Annotated in this window: 21 protein-coding genes; 10 read left to right on the top strand and 11 right to left on the bottom strand. The window is 37.0% G+C overall.

The window, feature by feature from the left end; translation table 11 throughout:
- Window positions 1-115: 115 nt before the first annotated feature.
- On the top strand, window positions 116-427 hold the full coding sequence (locus tag HPT25_RS24305) for a YodL domain-containing protein (protein ID WP_173070108.1): 312 nt from the start codon (window positions 116-118) through the stop codon (window positions 425-427).
- A 66-nt stretch (window positions 428-493) separates the two neighbouring features.
- On the opposite strand, the gene yoyE is transcribed toward HPT25_RS24305, so the two are convergent.
- On the bottom strand, window positions 494-622 hold the full coding sequence (gene yoyE / locus HPT25_RS29185; protein WP_281368246.1) for a protein YoyE: 129 nt from the start codon (window positions 620-622) through the stop codon (window positions 494-496).
- A 174-nt stretch (window positions 623-796) separates the two neighbouring features.
- On the opposite strand from yoyE, the gene deoD reads away from it, so the two are divergent.
- A complete protein-coding gene (deoD, locus tag HPT25_RS24300) occupies window positions 797-1,498 on the top strand; it encodes a purine-nucleoside phosphorylase (RefSeq protein WP_173070106.1) in 702 nt (233 codons plus the stop codon).
- Window positions 1,499-1,632: 134 nt separating this feature from the next.
- Here deoD and HPT25_RS24295 read toward each other — a convergent pair whose 3' ends face one another.
- Complete coding sequence (locus HPT25_RS24295) at window positions 1,633-1,950, bottom strand: hypothetical protein (protein WP_173070104.1); 318 nt, start codon at window positions 1,948-1,950, stop codon at window positions 1,633-1,635.
- 380 nt (window positions 1,951-2,330) lie between these two features.
- Here HPT25_RS24295 and HPT25_RS24290 point away from each other — a divergent pair, with 380 nt between their 5' ends.
- The 3 genes from HPT25_RS24290 (at window position 2,331) to HPT25_RS24280 (ending at window position 7,481) form a co-directional block, all read left to right on the top strand.
- Entirely contained in the window at window positions 2,331-4,727 is a 2,397-nt protein-coding gene (locus tag HPT25_RS24290) for a heavy metal translocating P-type ATPase (RefSeq protein ID WP_173070102.1), read from the top strand.
- 296 nt (window positions 4,728-5,023) lie between these two features.
- Window positions 5,024-6,520, top strand: coding sequence for a lmo1851 family serine protease (locus tag HPT25_RS24285; RefSeq protein ID WP_173070100.1), 1,497 nt, complete (start codon window positions 5,024-5,026; stop codon window positions 6,518-6,520).
- 139 nt (window positions 6,521-6,659) lie between these two features.
- Entirely contained in the window at window positions 6,660-7,481 is an 822-nt protein-coding gene (locus tag HPT25_RS24280) for a hypothetical protein (protein WP_173070098.1), read from the top strand.
- Between the two features lie 50 nt (window positions 7,482-7,531).
- Here HPT25_RS24280 and HPT25_RS24275 read toward each other — a convergent pair whose 3' ends face one another.
- Window positions 7,532-7,774, bottom strand: a complete 243-nt coding sequence (locus tag HPT25_RS24275; RefSeq protein ID WP_173070096.1) for a DNA alkylation repair protein — start codon at window positions 7,772-7,774, stop codon at window positions 7,532-7,534.
- A 91-nt stretch (window positions 7,775-7,865) separates the two neighbouring features.
- Here HPT25_RS24275 and yoyC point away from each other — a divergent pair, with 91 nt between their 5' ends.
- Both yoyC and HPT25_RS24265 read left to right on the top strand, forming a co-directional pair.
- On the top strand, window positions 7,866-8,141 hold the full coding sequence (gene yoyC, locus HPT25_RS24270; RefSeq protein ID WP_246277275.1) for a protein YoyC: 276 nt from the start codon (window positions 7,866-7,868) through the stop codon (window positions 8,139-8,141).
- 7 nt (window positions 8,142-8,148) lie between these two features.
- Window positions 8,149-8,628, top strand: coding sequence for a FixH family protein (locus HPT25_RS24265; RefSeq protein WP_173070094.1), 480 nt, complete (start codon window positions 8,149-8,151; stop codon window positions 8,626-8,628).
- Window positions 8,629-8,657: 29 nt separating this feature from the next.
- Here the strand turns inward: HPT25_RS24265 and HPT25_RS24260 are convergent, their stop codons facing one another.
- The gene (locus tag HPT25_RS24260; RefSeq protein WP_173070092.1) at window positions 8,658-9,104 is read right to left on the bottom strand and encodes an Hsp20/alpha crystallin family protein; all 447 of its coding nucleotides are present in this window, start codon (window positions 9,102-9,104) and stop codon (window positions 8,658-8,660) included.
- 73 nt (window positions 9,105-9,177) lie between these two features.
- Complete coding sequence (locus HPT25_RS24255) at window positions 9,178-9,657, bottom strand: Hsp20/alpha crystallin family protein (protein ID WP_173070090.1); 480 nt, start codon at window positions 9,655-9,657, stop codon at window positions 9,178-9,180.
- 234 nt (window positions 9,658-9,891) lie between these two features.
- Between HPT25_RS24255 and HPT25_RS24250 the strand changes: the two genes are divergently transcribed.
- Entirely contained in the window at window positions 9,892-10,050 is a 159-nt protein-coding gene (locus HPT25_RS24250; RefSeq protein WP_173070088.1) for a hypothetical protein, read from the top strand.
- A 60-nt stretch (window positions 10,051-10,110) separates the two neighbouring features.
- Here HPT25_RS24250 and HPT25_RS24245 read toward each other — a convergent pair whose 3' ends face one another.
- Both HPT25_RS24245 and HPT25_RS24240 read right to left on the bottom strand, forming a co-directional pair.
- Window positions 10,111-10,674 (bottom strand): GNAT family N-acetyltransferase, encoded by a 564-nt coding sequence (locus HPT25_RS24245; protein WP_173070086.1) that lies wholly within the window; start codon window positions 10,672-10,674, stop codon window positions 10,111-10,113.
- 306 nt (window positions 10,675-10,980) lie between these two features.
- Window positions 10,981-12,108 carry an amidohydrolase gene (locus HPT25_RS24240; protein WP_173070084.1) on the bottom strand — a complete coding sequence of 376 codons (1,128 nt, stop codon included), beginning with the start codon at window positions 12,106-12,108 and terminating at the stop codon, window positions 10,981-10,983.
- 208 nt (window positions 12,109-12,316) lie between these two features.
- Between HPT25_RS24240 and HPT25_RS24235 the strand changes: the two genes are divergently transcribed.
- Together HPT25_RS24235 and dapF are read left to right on the top strand one after the other, a co-directional pair.
- Complete coding sequence (locus HPT25_RS24235) at window positions 12,317-13,099, top strand: hypothetical protein (protein ID WP_217269823.1); 783 nt, start codon at window positions 12,317-12,319, stop codon at window positions 13,097-13,099.
- 75 nt (window positions 13,100-13,174) lie between these two features.
- Window positions 13,175-14,152, top strand: coding sequence for a diaminopimelate epimerase (dapF, locus tag HPT25_RS24230; RefSeq protein WP_173070080.1), 978 nt, complete (start codon window positions 13,175-13,177; stop codon window positions 14,150-14,152).
- Between the two features lie 168 nt (window positions 14,153-14,320).
- On the opposite strand, the gene HPT25_RS24225 is transcribed toward dapF, so the two are convergent.
- The 4 genes from HPT25_RS24225 to pflA form a co-directional block, all read right to left on the bottom strand.
- Window positions 14,321-15,682 (bottom strand): IS1182 family transposase, encoded by a 1,362-nt coding sequence (locus HPT25_RS24225; protein WP_173070078.1) that lies wholly within the window; start codon window positions 15,680-15,682, stop codon window positions 14,321-14,323.
- Window positions 15,683-16,000: 318 nt separating this feature from the next.
- Window positions 16,001-16,789, bottom strand: a complete 789-nt coding sequence (gene yidC, locus HPT25_RS24220; RefSeq protein WP_173070076.1) for a membrane protein insertase YidC — start codon at window positions 16,787-16,789, stop codon at window positions 16,001-16,003.
- Between the two features lie 8 nt (window positions 16,790-16,797).
- A complete protein-coding gene (locus HPT25_RS24215) occupies window positions 16,798-17,109 on the bottom strand; it encodes a hypothetical protein (RefSeq protein WP_173070074.1) in 312 nt (103 codons plus the stop codon).
- 141 nt (window positions 17,110-17,250) lie between these two features.
- Complete coding sequence (gene pflA / locus HPT25_RS24210) at window positions 17,251-18,000, bottom strand: pyruvate formate-lyase-activating protein (protein WP_173070072.1); 750 nt, start codon at window positions 17,998-18,000, stop codon at window positions 17,251-17,253.
- Window positions 18,001-18,028: the final 28 nt, after the last annotated feature.

The following is an 18,028-nucleotide window of genomic DNA, read 5'->3' as shown; positions in this document are numbered from 1 at the left end:
AAGTAGTAAAAATAAATGATAATCGACAAAAAAATTTAAAATTTTATGGAGGAATCGACAACACTTATCGCCAATTAATTAGAATAGATAAATAATTCTAATAATTGGAGGAGATATGATGATCAGAGTATTAACCAGAAGAGCAAATATCCCATATGATGTGACGATCTTTCAAACTCCAAGACGGCGTGATAAAAAAGGACATCAAGAAGTATTCCGCACGACAATTCCAGCTGGAAACCGTGAACAATGTTTGCAAGAAACATTTAGCCGATTTAATGTGACAGACAGAATCCCTGAAGATTATAAAGGAAGATTTCTTTCAACAGGTGACATCATTCTAATTGATGAAGGCCGTGGAGGCCAGCATTATTATCAATTAAAGCCAGGCGGCTGGTCCCTAATAAATCGTATAACATTGCTATAAAAGCAAAAACCTAAGGTTTGCCCTTAGGTTTATTTATTTGCCCGATACAATTGTTTTAATAATCCATTATTGCTTTCTTCCGCCAGAAGCTTGATGTTCTTTAGCATGTGCTTCATGTTCCGCAACAATGGCTTCAGCCGGAATGTGATTATTTTTCTTTGGTGCACTAATTCTGCTGCGATGTTTTTTTCCCATTAGTAGTCCCCCATTATCTTATTTTCCAACTTACAAAGGAACTCAATCATTCTGATGAGTCTAGGAATAGTTTCTCACTTTTATTTAAAATCATGTCCCATTTTACGAAATGTTTGATTCAAAAAAGGTTTATGGTATATTGTCATTGATTTACTTTAATTAGGAGGTTATATTATGAGCGTACATATTGGTGCAAAAGAAAATGAAATTGCCGAAACCGTCCTGCTTCCTGGGGATCCACTCCGTGCAAAATATATTGCCGAGACGTTTTTAGAAGGTGCAGTTTGCTATAACGAAGTACGCAATATGTTTGGTTTCACTGGTCAATATAAAGGCAAAAGAATATCTGTTCAAGGGACTGGGATGGGAGTTCCATCCATTTCAATTTATGTAAATGAATTAATGCAAAGCTATAATGCCCAAACGCTAATTCGTGTAGGCACATGTGGCGCTATTCAAAAGGATGTCAAAGTTCGCGATGTTATACTTGCGATGACCAGTTCTACAGACTCCAATTTAAACCGCTTAACTTTTGGCCATGTAGACTATGCTCCATGTGCTGATTTTGATTTACTTCGAAAAGCATATGATGCTGGTATTGAAAAAGGCCTCCATTTAAAGGTAGGAAATGTATTTACGGCAGATTCCTTCTATAACGATAATGCCGAATTGGAAAAATGGGCGCGATATCAAATACTTGCTCTTGAGATGGAGACTACAGCTTTATACACATTAGCAGCTAAGTTTGGGAGAAAAGCGCTGTCAGTGCTAACCGTAAGCGACCATATTTTAACTGGGGAAGAGACCACTGCTGAAGAACGGCAGCTTACTTTTAATGATATGATTGAAGTGGCATTAGAAGCGGCAATCAAATAAGCTTTAATATATCAGCATTATTCACGCTTAGTTTATTAGAGATTAATGAGCAAGTGACCTCTCATGAAATAACATGAGATCGGTCACTTGCTTATTCTTTCTTGTTTGGCAGTTTGTTGGAGGATCTACCAAAATTAGCATCTAACTAAAGTAACTAATACATCAGTTGGTGTGAGTTCGACCATTCCTTGGATGGTAAATCCATTCGCTAAAAGACAGCTCATAAAACCAGATGCAGCAGGAACAGGAACCGGAGTAGGCGTTGGAAGTGGTCCAGAGGAAATTGGTGGTATATTACATGGAAGAATACTTCCAGCGACGAATACGGAGAGTACCGAATCGTTAGTTGGATTAAATCTAAGGTTTACTACGTCACCTGCACAACGTCGTCTTCTTCGTGGGTTAGAAAAATCACCTGTAGATTCACTTTGATTTCTACCTCTTGGAGACATTATTTATTCACCTCCTTTGACGCTTTGAAAACTTACGTAATATCTTATGTTTAGCTTGAATAGTTGTACAGGCTATCAGGAAATATTTCAAGCACATTTTTGAGAAATTAAGGTTAATAGGACGGAAACTAATAATAATTTTTAATGTATTTAAAATCGTACTATCGTTTTATCAACGAAAAAGAAAGAACCCTCTTCTTAGTGATGGAAGAGGGTTTATTTTTTTGATCATCAGCTATAAAAGGAGATTTGTTTCATTTTGGAGAATTATTAAATTCAGTGAGTTTTGGACATTCATCAATATAAAGTGAACGCAAAATAAAAAAGCATATCTAAAAAATCCAAAGTTCCAGGGTATTGTATTGTTGAGGTGAACAAAAATGAAAGGTCAGCTCAAATTAGATATAACAGGAATGACATGTGCTGCATGTTCTTCAAGGATAGAGAAAGTGTTAAATAAAATGGACGGTGTCGAAGCCAAGGTGAATTTTGCGGTCGAAACCGCAGCAATCACATTTGAAAAAGATATGGTGACCATCAGCGAGATCATTTCTAAAATTGAAAATTTGGGATATGGAGTCCGTTCAGACAAAACTGAACTTGATGTCTTTGGGATGACATGTGCTGCTTGTTCTACCAGAATTGAAAAAGTGTTAAATAAAATGGGTGGTATAAAAACGGCAACCGTCAATTTGGCAACAGATTCTGCTTCTATAGAATATTACCCTGATGTAACGACAAGTACAGAGATGATTGAACGTATTAAAAGACTCGGTTATGACGCCAAAAATAAAGTTCAGCGAAAGGCTAAAGAACAGTATAAAGAAGAAGAGTTAAAGGATAAAAAACGAAAATTTCTCCTTTCGGCTATTTTTTCGATACCGCTTTTATATACCATGGCTGCACATATTCCTTGGACCACCGGTCTGCCCATGCCCCAACTACTCATGAATCCCTGGATTCAATTCTTATTGGCAACTCCTGTCCAATTTTATATAGGCGGCCAATTTTATAATGGATCCTTTAAGGCTTTGAAAAACAAAAGCGCTAATATGGATGTTTTAGTTGTTTTGGGAACTTCATCAGCCTATTTTTATAGTTTTACACAAGGGATCAAGACCATTAGAAACCCTGAATATGAGCCTCATTTATACTTTGAGACAAGTGCTGTTCTTATTACTCTGATTTTGTTAGGGAAACTATTTGAAACGATGGCAAAAGGAAAAACAACTGAAGCCATTACGAAATTATTAAACCTCCAGGTAAAAGAAGCGATCGTCATCAAAGACGGAAAAGAAAGAAAAATTCCAATAGAGGAAGTAATCGTTGGGGATCATTTGTTAGTCAAACCTGGTGAAAAAATTCCCGTCGATGGTGTTGTGATTCAAGGCAAATCGTCAGTTGATGAATCGATGATTACCGGAGAATCCATACCGGTAGAAAAATCCTATAATGATATAGTAATTGGTTCAACCATCAATAAAAATGGAACACTAACGATAAAAGCAACTAAGGTTGGGAAAGATACCACTCTTGCAGGAATCATTCACATTGTTGAAGAGGCACAAGGAAGCAAAGCTCCTATCCAACGTATAGCAGACACGATTTCAGGATACTTTGTCCCGGCAGTTGTCACAATCGCTGTCCTGACATTTTTGGTTTGGTATTTTATCATAAGTCCAGGGGACTTTCCAACAGCACTTGAAACAGCCATTTCTGTCCTAGTGATTGCATGTCCATGTTCACTTGGTCTTGCTACACCGACTTCCATCATGGTTGGAACAGGAAAAGGGGCAGAAATAGGAATACTCTTTAAAGGCGGAGAACATTTGGAATCCGCACATAAAATCAATGCGATTGTTCTTGATAAAACAGGAACGATAACAAAGGGACAACCTGTTGTAACAGATTTCATCGCTTATAAGGATGAGAAGAAGGTCCTGCAATATCTTGTATCTGCCGAAAAGTCTTCAGAACATCCTTTGGCAGAATCGATTGTAAAGTATGGGAAGGAAAAAAGGTCCAGCACCCTTCCTGTGAAGAAATTTACAGCTTATCCCGGTTATGGTATCGAGGCTAAGATTGGGAATGACATAGTTACAATCGGAACGAGAAAATTGATGGATTTCAAAAAAATTCAATATCAAGAGGGAGAGCAGGATCTCCTTCGTTTTGAAAATGAGGGAAAAACAGCCATGTACATTGCTATTGATTCTTGCATTGTTGGGCTTGTTGCCGTGGCTGATACAGTTAAAAAGACGGCTCAATTGGCTGTTAAGCAGCTCAATATGATGGGAATAGATGTATACATGCTGACTGGAGATAATGAACGTACGGCAAGAGCAATTGCCGAACAAGTTGGGATAACTAGAGTAATTGCTGAAGTCCTGCCAGAAGAAAAAGCCAATCATATAAAGGAACTGCAATTAAAAGGCATGAAGGTGGCAATGGTTGGTGATGGTATAAACGATGCTCCTGCCTTGGCGATTGCTGACATCGGCATTGCAATTGGTACAGGAACCGACATTGCGATAGAAGCCTCCGACTTAACGATCCTTGGAGGAGAATTGACATTAATCCCAAAAGCCATTGCTTTAAGTAAAAAAACGATGAAAAATATTCATCAAAATCTTTTTTGGGCACTGATTTATAATTCCGCTGGAATCCCGATAGCGGTATTAGGGTTATTGGCACCATGGATAGCTGGTGCAGCAATGGCCTTTAGCTCTGTATCTGTTGTATCGAACTCCCTTCGCTTGAAGAAAGTGAAGATCTAGTTTTTACAGCACTTCGCCATTGTGGAAGTGCTGTTTATTTTAGGCATTGTTCATAACAAGTTATAAAAAGTTCAACCGGTTTCCCTATTGCTTTAAGTGGAAAGCTACCGCCATGTAATAGAATCTTTTTAAAGAAAACTTCTATTTTTATTAACTTTTCTTTGTTAATTTTATAAAAAAGATGTTATTCTAAACATTAAGGGTTTATTTTTTAGGAATTTGAAAGCTTGAAAAAATTATTGTCCCATTATGCTTGAACTATTCAAAAAACAACAGTGATTTTATTTTTACGGTCAATGAAAGTGGTGAAGGCTTTGGAAGATGAAAAAATCGGACAAGACAAAGTGGAACAAGAACATAATTTAGAGAACAAATCAGGATACATACGTTTAAAGAAATTCCATTTTATCATGCTATTGTTCTTTATTGTTTTTATTTCTGCCGGTATTACAACAGTTGCCCTCTCTTTTGGAAAGGAAAAAGTAGTGACGGTTGGAACTGACAGAACTGAATTTAATAAATTATACGATGCATTCGACACATTGAAAAATGGTTACTTTAAGAAAGTAAATCAACAGAAACTGATTAATGGTGCCATTAACGGTATGGTAGAAGCGTTGGACGATCCTTTTTCAAGTTATATGAGTAAAGATGAAGCAAATCAATTTAAAAGCAGTATTTCTTCTTCTTTTGAAGGAATTGGTGCTGAGATTCAAGAAAAGGATAATCACATTGTCATTGTATCTCCGATAAAAGGTTCCCCGGCAGAGAAAGCTGGTTTGAAACCAAATGATATCATTTTATCTGTTAATGGAAAAAGCTTGCAGGGCATGAATTCAACCCAGGCAGTTACATTAATCCGAGGGAAAAAAGGGACAAAGGTGGAACTATCTATTCAACGACCTGGTATGTCTTCTCCAATGACTGTTTCTATCGTACGTGACGAGATTCCAATTGAAACTGTTTATGGGGAAATGGTAGGTAATGGAATTGCCAAGGTGCAAATTACAAGTTTTTCTAGTAATACAGCAAATGAATTGGTTAAAACATTAAATGATTTACAGAAAAAAGGGATGAAAGGTCTAGTACTTGATTTAAGACAAAATCCAGGCGGACTATTGGATCAGGCTGTAGATATCTCCAGTTTGTTTGTCCCTAAAGGAAAAGTCATTGTTAAGGAACAAGACAGAAATGGTAAAATTCAATCCATTTATTCGAAAAATTCCGGGAATCCAACGCTTCCTTTAGTTGTCCTTATTGACAGTGGCAGTGCAAGTGCTTCTGAAATATTATCAGCGGCTGTTAGGGAGTCTGCGGGTGTTCCGCTAGTGGGTGAAAAGTCATTTGGAAAAGGGACTGTGCAAACAACGATTGATTTCAGCGACGGTTCAAATATGAAATATACCATTGACAAATGGTTGACGCCTAATGGAAATTGGATTCATAAAAAAGGATTACAGCCAGATTTTTCAGTAGCGCTGCCTGATTATGCATCATTACCAATTATCAATCCTGATAAAGCACTCTCGTTATCAAGTGCATCAACGGATGTTCAAACCGCACAAAAAATGCTCAAAGCGGTAGGATATGATCCAGGACGTACAGATGGTTTCTTTGATGACAAAACAAAAGCTGTGGTAATGGCATTCGAAAAAGCAAATAATCTTCCAGTAGATGGTGTTTTAAAAGGAAACGCCACTAACAAGTTAATGGATTTAGTAAGAACAAAAATCCAAGCAAATGATACTCAACTTCAAAAGGCAATGGAAGTTTTGAAGCAGCGAATGAAATAGAAATAAGTGAAACTGACAAAACCCAATTCCAAACAGGAATTGGGTTTTGTTGTTAGAAAAAATAAAGTTGAAAATGAATGATACAAACCTCTTCAGGTAACTCTTTTAATGTAGATAATCATTAACAGGGGGATTTGGGATGAAGAAAAAGGTTGTATTTTTACTTGTGATTATTCATTTCCTCCTAATAGGACAAGTACAAGCAGAAGAAAGTTTCAGCTATAAAATCGACATGCCCAACTGGAAAGAAGTAGACAGAATTTTACCGAGATATTCCAAGTTCACGGTTTTAGACGTGGAGTCAGGGAAGAAATTTAAGGTGCAAAGACGAGCTGGGAGCAATCATGCTGATGTACAGCCTTTAACGGCAAAAGATACGAGAATAATGAAACAGATTTACGGTGGGAAATGGAGCTGGAAACGCAGGGCGATTATCGTTATACATAAAGAGCATTGGATTGCTGCTTCTATGCACGGTATGCCCCATGGGGCAGGAGCATTAAAAAATAATTTTCCGGGTCATTTTTGCATCCATTTTTATGGAAGTACTACTCATCGAACGAACAATATGGATTTGTCCCATATGCTAATGATTTTAAAGGCGGCAGGGAAATTAGATCATTATTTAGGGGAAGCAAACCCATATGAGGTGATAAATGCCTATATTACCGGATTCAAACAGCAGGATTCACGAATTGCTTCTCAAGCATCATTGCAAGCAATTAGATGGAAACCTATATTAAAGAGGGTTGAAAATATACGAATTTCAAGAATGGAACTTTTGCCTCCTGAAGATTTAACAGATGCGATCAGCGTAGATGTTCCTATTGAAATTGATTTGATTATAAAAAAGCGAGGAGGAGTTAAATATCGAGGGGTAATGCATTTAGTGCGCTTCTCTCCAGCTGATGCTTGGAAGGTTGATTCCCTTCATTTTTTAAAAGATAACGATCTTCTCTAACAAAAAAACACCTTTATTAAGGTTTTACCCTTAATAAAGGTGTTTCTATTTTAAATAGGTTTTTCACCAAACTTGATAAATGTCCGCTCATCCTCGATTAAACCGCAGGCCCCGCATTGAATTCGATATTCCGGACCATTATATCTTAGGTGGAACGGTTCTAAATCATTTTCATCATATTCCTGAACAATCCCCCCTGTTTGGGGATCGAGCTTAACGGAATGGACGACTTGCTCAATAACATTGAAGCGGCTGCGATTTGTTTTACAATTTGGGCATCGATATGGAGTCATCGTTAGTTCTCCTTTCTTCAAATTGTTAACATATATTTTTTGCAAAATAGCTTCCAATTATGTAACAATGCATATGAAGAGGGGGATTTTAATGTCAGATCATATGGATTGGTTATTAGAAGAATATCGGAAGATTTGGAATAATCGACTGCTAGTTCATCATAATCAAAGTAGTGAAGAAATTTTACTGGAGGCCATCAAACGTGAATTGCTAGATGAAAACTCCCATCCAAGAGTTAGAAAAAATAGGTATGAAAAGTATTATACTGCCGTTAAAAGGATCATGAACACCCATATTTCTCCTGAAGCAAAATTAGAATTAATACATTTCCATATAGATATCATGGAACAATTAGCGGGGGAGTGAGCGGAAAATGAGAAAGGGCATATCACTTATTATGATGTTCTTTCTGCTTGTAACAGCTGCGGCATGCAGCAGTCAGGAAGAAAGAGCAAATGACATGCCGCAAATGGTTAATGTGGAGTTGTCAGTGAAACCTCAACAAATTAAATCAAACCAGCCTGTTACATTTGAAGCAAAGATTACACAAGGAAAAGAAAAAGTGAATGATGCTGATTCGGTGGTATTCGAAATCTGGAGGGCCAAGTCCGCTACTCATGAAAAAGTTGAAATCAAGAATCCTAAGAATGGCGTATACAGTCTTGTGAAAACTTTCCCGCAAGAAGGAACCTATTATATCATTTCCCATGTGACAGCGAGAAATATGCATAATATGCCGAAAAAGGAATTTTTCGTCGGCACTCCAAGTGAACCGGAAAAATCTACCTCAGGGAATTCAATGGAGGGCATGGACATGGGAGAACAACAAAAACCAAATGATAAAAATCATTAGAAAAGACAGCATACAGCTGTCTTATTTCTTTATTCAAAGGAAATGGGGATGTCTTCCACTTCCTCACGATTGATCGGCAGGATAATGATTAATATTCCATTCCGAATTTCTGATTTTATTTGACGATGTATAATCGGGTAAGGGAGGGTCACTTCCTTTTTGAATTTTCGATTTGCCCGTTCCTTCAAAAAATATTTTCGGTTTTGCTTTAAAGTGTTAAATTCCCCTGTTATAATGAGTAGCTGCTGCTGAATGGAAATATGGATATGATCTTTTGTCAGTCCTGGCATTTCAGCTTCAACAATAAGGTGGTGATCCAGTTCATATACATCACATTTTGGAATATATTCGGAAATAGATAATGGTGTTATTGGGGCAGAATTTTTTTTACTGGAGTCAAAAATTTTATTCCAAAAAGCATCAGATTGATATTGTTGTGCATCATCCATCCACTTTTTAAATTTTTCCATATCCATCAAATCACTCCTCCGTGTTGAGCTGTTACTTATCCTTATTTTTGTCTCATCAAAACATGCTAAAAAACTTAGATTATAAAATTTCCATAACATCGATTTGTGAAAATTGCATATCCACGTTTTTAGGAATTTTTACCTCGAGAACTCCATCTTTATAATTGGCAGATGCCCCTTTCTTTTTAACAATCGCCGGCAATGTAATGGTATGTTTATCTTCATACTGTGGAACATGCTCGATTATGAGTTGATTTGAAGTATGAAATAAGCGCAGTTTTTTGATCCACTCCTCACTCTTAATCGGAATCCTGACAAATACATAATCATGTGTTTCGTAGGCGGATGCACCTAATGTGTCCGGAGACGGAGATGTTTGTGGAGTTGAGCGTGATGAAAATCCGTTGAAAAGCTCCTGAGGATTCATCATCCCCTGCATATTTCCTGGCATTACTTTTGAGATGATATCCTGGACATATTTGTCTATTTCCTCTGGCTTAAGTTTTTGCAATGACTCCTTCATATCTTTATTAAAAGGGAATAAATTCCATGGGAACATGGTGGTTCATCCTTTCGGGTAAAAAATTTGAATTCAATAGGCAGCAAAAATTTATTGGAGAATATAAGGCTTTTATAGAAACGTCGATATGGCATACTATGCAAAAGAATGCCCACAAGTTATTGATCGGCTCAGAAGGAAATGGTTAGGGGTTAAATTATTGGAAAATCAAGTATGAAAACAAATGAAGTTGCGGATAATAGGAATTAATCATCAATGAAAGGAGCAAAGACAATGAGTTTTAATTTGAACAGAATCAATCCAAATCAAACCCAGGTACTTTTTCATGATGGACGTTTTGAAACTTTAACGAATGAAGAGTTAGAAGAATTTTTGCTCCAAATGGGTCTTAATGAAGTCAATGAAACGATCGAACAAAGTGTTACGGATTAACGGCATTGTAACTTTTATGACAATAGAAAAAGCAACCGGTTCACTTACCGGTTGCTTTTTTTACGCTTCTAATAGCTGCGTGCCATCGTCTGCTTGGGATGAAGTGTTTCGCAATGCATTTAATGTGAACAAATCTTTAGGAATTTCATACAAATCATATACTTCTTCTTTTGCATTTAGTTGTTCATATACGGATTTTCTAGTTTCATTAGCCAAGACAGAATAGGGAAGTTTTTCTGCCGCTTTGATAGAACGGATATTAACTTTTCTGATCCGCATAAAAACTGTTTCAATTCCTTTTTCGTAAAATAGCTCTTGGAAAAACGCATCTTTAGCTATTTGGTTATAACCTTTTCCGTGAAACGGTTTTCCAAGCCAAGTACCCAAAAATCCAGCATTGTCCTGGATATCAAAAAGATTGATGACGCCAATCGGGTTGCCCCATTCATCTAGAATCGTTCGGGATATTAATTCCCCGCGCTCTTCTGCTTCAATGGTTTGCTTGGTCATAAAGAGAAATTCTTCGTATGAGGCCGCTTTTTGACGTACAAAAGGGAAGACATCTGGATGCGTCATTAATTCGTAAAGTGTGTGACTGTCTAGTAGCTCTCGTTTCTTGAGCATGAATATCCCTCCAATTAGGGCATACCGATTCCATGTCTAAAGAAGCGGCCCACCCTCGAAATTTTTTTAACTTGATAAAAAATTTCGGGGTGGGAATCGAACCCACTAGAACCAGTCATCGCTGGTGGCGCACCATTTGCCTTCCCATTTTTAGTTTTTGTTTAAACAGAGATTGTCCTAAAACCCCCATAAATATACACGATAAAAAAATGTTTTTCTTAAAGTATCATACAAGAAATAAAGTAAAAAGGAAATAGTTTTTTGTTCTATTTTCAACAAAGTTTTTTCCTGTTTTTCTACAAAATTCTACTTATTTGTGTAAACGATTTCACCGCCGATCATGGTCCATTTTGGTTTTGCCAGATAATGAAAGGGATGATGACTCCATAATACTAAATCGGCTTCTTTTCCAGGTTCAATACTTCCCAGCTGGTTGTCTATTTTCAAATTTCTTGCAGGAAGAATGGTGATTCCTTCTAGTGCTTTCTGTTCGGACATTCCTTCCCTTACAGCCAAACTGGCACATATATTTAAATATTGGATTGGAGTGTAAGGATGATCAGTAATGATGGAAACTTCAATTCCATGGTCAGTAAGTTCCCGATAAGTACTCCATGTTTTATTTTTCAATTCGACCTTTGATCTCCGTGTCAACGTCGGGCCAACTGAAACCTTTAAATTCTTACCGGATAGTTCATCGGCTATCAAATGTCCTTCAGTACAATGCTCAATTCGCAAATCAAGGTTAAATTCCTCGGCAAATCTTAATGCTGTAATAATATCGTCGGCGCGATGGGCATGAATTCTTACAGGTATTTCCCGTCTCAATGCCATGATCAGCGGGGTTATTCGAAGTTTCTCGTGATGATCGCCATGTAACGCTTTATAGAAGGCTTCGCGCAGCATTCCCATGATTCCCATTCTAGTGATGGAATTACTTTTTCCATTACTGTGAATTCTTTTTGGATTTTCGCCTAGGGCGATTTTTAATCCCGAAATTTCTTGGACAATCATCTTCTGAATATTTTTCCCCGTAGTTTTAATAACTGAAGTTGTTCCTCCGATGATATTAGCACTTCCAGGCATAATATGGACAGTGGTAATTCCGTTTTTTATGGCATCGGAAAAAGCTTGGTCGAGCGGGTAGACTCCATCAATGGCACGAATATGCGGGGTAAGGGCTTCTGCGGTCTCGTTTGCATCATCACCTGCCCAACCGGTGCCTTCATCATAAAGACCTAAATGGGTATGCACATCGATAAATCCAGGAAACAAATGGAGCCCGGCGCAATCTATCATTTTTACGTCTGTTTCACTGGTTAATTGCATCCCTACCTTTGATATTTTTCCGTGTTCAATTAATACATCTCCTGATTTTAACGGTTTGGATGTAATGGGATATACTGTAGCATTTTTTAAAAGTAATTTTGTCATAATAAAACCTTTCGCTATGTTGTTTATAATATTTATTTATCTTTGTTCGAAGAGGGGTTTTCAATTTTTCCTTCTCCTTATTTTTATGCAATTTATAATAATTTTAACAAGGTATCTTCTTTCTATTTCTTAGAAAGGAAATCTTCTATCATTTTTTTCGCTATCTTAAATAAACTGATATAAGAGGAATGATAAGGAGTTATTCATGATGAAGATATATGATTATTACCGAAACACAGCAAATATCAGTTTAAATGGCAGTATTGCTGCCTTATTTCCTGCAGCTCTGATCGTAATGACAAATCTTTATTTGTTTAAAAATCAAGAAATCATGTTATTGACGATACCTTTTTTCTTTTATAGCTTTTTTGGCTTTCAACTTTATTTATTTAAGATGAAACAGTCTTTTTCAATTAACAGGTACATGGAAAAAAACAAATTAATGGTGCGAAATCAGTCATTATACAACGCCAGAGAACTTTTAATATTTTTAATCAGTACAAAATCGCCAACTGTTATGCTGTATTTTCCAGATGGCCATTTAGCGGGATACATACAAAGAATGATCGAAAGAAGAAAGTTTTTCAGAAAAACTTTTGTCCTTTGCAATCAGAAAGAGGAAGCAGTCGGATTCTTTCAGGTGAAAGGAAAATGGAATAGATATATTGAAGTATATGATCAAGAGAGGAATTATATAGGATGCTTTGAAAAAAAACGTCAGTCCTTTATGAAATATAAAAAGGAATTGCTGGATTCAGCTGGAATGTATGTTGGATTTGTGGAAGGGTCGTCTACTTTTATGGATGAGAGAGTATTTAATGATAGTAATCAGCAAATTGTACGGCTGCGGAGAGGGTGGATGCCGTTAGAATGGAGTTCGTTATTTCCTGAACCTAATACACCCGTACTTTCTTTTTCAGGCGAGGGATCAGAAAAGGACAAGCTTTTAAGCATGTCATTTTTAATTAATGAATATTTTATCGAGAGATAGCTGTCAGTTCCCCTTATGCAAAATGTTTGGTAAGATATATAATAAATTTTTTTATTCGTTCTGGAGGTTTAAAGAGTGCATATTGAATTGTTAAAAGGCCATGGTTCTGGAAATGATTTTCTTTTGATTGATGAAATTTCAAATAACTATACTTTTTCAGAAGAAGAGCGAGCCAATCTAGCAAGGTTGCTTTGCAATAGGGAAACTAGTCTTGGGGCAGATGGAATTCTATTTGTAATGGAAAGTGATCATGCTGAGGGAAGAATGAGGGTTTTTAATACAGACGGCTCTGAAGCTTCGATGTGCGGAAATGGGCTTCGTTTGGTGGCGCGTTACATTTGTGAACTGCAAGGGCGAACAGATGCTGTGATTGAAACCATGAAGGCAGACCTTAAAGTAAGTAAAAGGAATGAAATTTATCCTGATATCCATACGTATCAAGTAGAAATATCACCCGTTCTTTTTGATCTTAAAGCACTTCCGTTGAATTTGGATAAAACGGACTTATTAAATGAGAAAATTGATGAGTTATCAGATGAGTTAAGGTTTTCAGCCTTGGCTGTGCCTAACCCTCATTTAATAGCACTGGTTGAGAAAGAACAATTAGAATGCGGTCTGCAAAAACAGCTGAGTGAAAAACTTAATGGGCCAAATGATTTATGCCCTGATGGTGTGAATGTCAGCTTTGTAAAGCCATTGCAGGAAGGGGTTATTTATGTTCGAACATTCGAGCGGGGAGTAGGGTTTACAAATGCCTGTGGAACAGCCATGTCTGCCTCTACACTAGTTACGTGCCTGCAAGGGATCAATGAATATGAATCGGTGGTAAATGTGTGTAATAATGGCGGAAAGGTTCAATGTGTTGTCCATCGAAACAATGGAGAATATTATATTGATTTAATTGGTAATGCGACATATCTATATCAAGCAGCTGTGGAAGTTGATCTTCAACAAAAATCATTTACAATGAATTCACAGATTCATTTGGCAGAGCAGCCTTCGTATGAAAAGCTTCAAGACGATGTACAGCGATTTTTAGCAGAAACCATTTAAATTTGAATTCGTTAACTTGATTTGCCAAAAGGAGTAGGCATCCAACACTTTGGATGCCTCAGATTGTAGACAAAAGGCATTTCAAAAGTTCCGATTCTGGCGCCCTTTTCTAAAATTGGGATTTTTCTGTTTGATTTTTCTTAAGGTAGACCCCGGCGGGGTCTATTTTTATGCCATTTCTGGACTTTTCCAAGTCCATGTAGCCAACTTCTTTAAATTCATAGCAGCAAAAGTAAGCATCGCCTGCATGGACAATTTTTTAAGACCTCTTAAGGTTGTCCATCGCATACCATGCTTTTCTTTCGCATCCGCGAATACACGTTCAATTGTTTCTTTACGACGTGCATATATTATTTTATTCTCTTCTGTATGACGAAGATGTTCAGCCTCTTCAAGATATGGTTCCCAGATATGTCGTTGAATGAGCTTTTGATGATTTTGACTTTGTGTACATTGTGCTAGAAGTGGGCAATCCTTACATATAACAGGATTAGAGATGTACTGTCGATAACCTTCCTTAGTAGTCGTTCTATAATCCAGAACTTGTCCTTCCGGACATATGTAACAATCAAAGTGCTCATCATAGACATAATCGTGCTTTTTCAAATATCCCTCCTTTGTACGTGGTCGTGTATAGGGTAAAGCAGGGCGAATTTCATTTTCAATTAAATATTGAGCAATAGCAGGTGTTTTATATCCGGTATCAGCAGCTACAGCATTAGGTTTCCCACATTTTTCAATGACCTTTTCAACTAGAGGCTCTAACATTGTACTATCATGAACGTTACCTGGAGTTACAATAGTCCCCAGGACAAAACCATTTCTATCTGCGGCTGCATGAAATGAATAAGCAAATTGCTTTGTCCTTTCGTCTTTTACATAGTAACCACTCTCCGAATCTGTTGTACTTTCTTTTATTTCTTTGTTTTCTTCTTTTTCATATTTATCTGGTGGGATGGGCTTTTTCCCATGTTCTTCACGATCACTATTAATTTCTGCTTGAAGACGTGCTTCATAAGCTTTTGATTCTTTCCGAACTACTTTCTTTTCGAATTTGCGTTTATTTGCACTTGCTTTAACGTGAGTTGAATCAATGAATACATGTTCCGAACTAACTAACTTTTTATCTGCTGCCTCTTTTAAAATACGGTAGAAAATTTGTTCAAATAAGTCTGTATCCTTAAAACGACGTTCGTAGTTTTTACCAAAAGTTGAAAAGTGGGGTACTTTATCATAAAAACCAAATCCTAAAAACCAGCGATACGCCATATTTGTTTCAATTTCCTTTATCGTTTGACGCATCGAACGGATACCGAAGGTATATTGAATGAAAGCCATCTTAATTAATACAACAGGGTCAATACTTGAACGTCCGCGCTTAGTTGAGTACAAATCTTCAACCAATGAATAGATAAATGAAAAATCTACTGCGGCTTCTATTTTGCGAACCAAGTGATCAGCAGGTACAAGTTGATCTAAGGCAATCATTTCAATTTGGTCACGATTTATCTGTGTATTTTTCGAAAGCATTCCATCCACCTCTATTAATTCTCTGTAAATAAATTATACAAAAGGCTGTGTTAATGTACATTATTGATTTTTACACTCTGTTGATTGGAGTGGAAGGCGGCGAAGACTCCTGCGGGAGTACGGGACAGGGGAGACCCCGCAGGCGCTGAAAGCGCAGAGGAGGCTCCCCGAACCGCCCGCGGAAAGCGAAGCCGCCTGGAACGGAAATCAACAGACAAGTTTAATATGGCCAAACAAAAAAGACTGTCGATTTTAAACCCGAAATCCTTCGGATTTGTCGACAGTCTGAAGCATCCAAGGGTTGGATGCTTCTTTTTTTTATTTTTGTTTTGCAGGAACTTCAGTTGGATTTTTATAATAAAGTTTTTGGCTTATCAGTGTTTGAAGGGTTAAGAATGTTCCCCCAACAACCCAATACAGTGGAAGAGCGGCAGGTGCACTAAATGAAAACATCACAATCATCAAAGGCGATAAGAGTCCCATGAACTTCATTTGTTCCTGCTGCTGTTTAGGCATCGTCGTTTGGGAAACCTTAAATTGAAAATAGTAAATTAATCCCGCGATAATCGTTAATACGATATCAGGATGTCCTAAACTGAACCATAAAAATTTATGTTGAGCAATATCTTTAGAACTGCGGATTGCATAATAAAATGCAGTTAAAATCGGCATTTGAATAATAAGTGGAAGACAGCCCATGTTTAATGGGTTTACGCCGTGTTTTTGATACAATCCCATCATTTCGGCTTGAAGCTCTTGCTTCTTTTTTGGGTCCTTTTCAGCTTTTAATTTCTTTTGAACGGCATCCATTTCCGGTTTAATTAAGTCCATTTTTTCCTTCATGGCCATTTGATTTTTGTATTGCCGCATCATGAATGGCATTAAGCAAAGTCTGATAATGATCGTAACAATGATAATGGCCAGACCGTAGTTTCCATAGAAAACTTTAGCGACAGATTGGATAATGTTTGAGAATGTGTCGACAAAGTAGTGCTGGAAAAAACCTGGGTTTTTACTGTTTTGTGCTTGTGAAGAGCACGCTGATAGCAGTAATGTTGTAAATGATAAAAGTGCAATTAGTAATAAAGTCGATTTTTTCGTTTTCATATTTCCTCCTAAATAGTAGCTGATTTTTGATGATGAAAATGGAAGGAAATAGGCTCTTCAGAATCATCCTGCGAATATTTCTTTCTGCGAATATATTTAACTATTCGTGTCAGAATAAAGCTGCCATTTAATCCGCTTTTTTTCTTATAAAATAATAATGGGTGAATAATTTTTGTATTCTTTGTATATGACAGCGATCCAAAAAAGGAATATTCCACACCCCAAGCCCATAAGTATTTCAAAATCATTCCTAAGTAAATGCTGAAATAAAGGGCATTTAAGGTATTGATATCCGAATGATCAATCAGTACTTGAAACAAAAATTTCACCTCGCTAAAATAACCAATGATAAGAGTATATAAGAGAATAACCAAATAATCAATTTTAATTGAAGTAAATAGAGAAAAAGATTATATCTTTTACCTGAAAAATAATTACCCCAAAAACAAACAACACCAATTCTACTGGAATTGGTGTTGTTGCCAGTGGGCTATTAGTTTCCGATAAGCAAAATCCACATTTTCCCCAGTTGGAGGTTCGATTCCTTTTAATGGATATTCATGACCGAGTGCTTCCCATTTATAGACACCAAGCTTATGATAGGGGAGAATTTCAATTTTATCGACGTTATCTAAGGTCCCGATAAATTCACCCAATTTAGTTAAATCTTCTGGTGCATCAGTAATAGTAGGAACTAGTACATGCCTAATCCAGATCGGGATATGGCGTTCAGATAAAAATTTCGCGAATTCTAATATATGGTCATTGGCCATACCAGTTAACTGAATGTGTTTTTTACGATTGATATGTTTCAAATCCAGTAAAATTAAATCCGTATATTTTAATAACTCCTCCAGCTGCTCAATAAATAGTTTGGAATGGGAGAAACAACCGCCTGAAGAATCGATTGTCGTATGAATCCCTAATTTTTTGCATGCTTTAAATAATTCAGTGAGGAAGGGAACTTGCAAAAGGGGTTCACCCCCGCTGACAGTAATTCCACCTCCGGAAGCTTGGATGAAAGGGAGATAGCTTTTTAAATCATCAATGATTTCGGAAACAGTCATTTCTTTTCCCGTACCGATTTCCCATGTATCTGCATTGTGGCAGAACTGACAGCGCAGCAGACACCCTTGTGTAAAAATGACATAACGGATCCCAGGTCCGTCAACTGTTCCTAATGTTTCGATTGAATGAATATTTCCGTTCATGATGATAATCTCCTTTCATATTTATGGC

The organism is Neobacillus endophyticus, assembly GCF_013248975.1.
Lineage (GTDB): Bacteria > Bacillota > Bacilli > Bacillales > Cytobacillaceae > Neobacillus > Neobacillus endophyticus.
The sequence above is the reverse complement of the archived record's forward strand: the minus strand, read 5'-3'. Positions and strand labels throughout refer to the sequence as shown.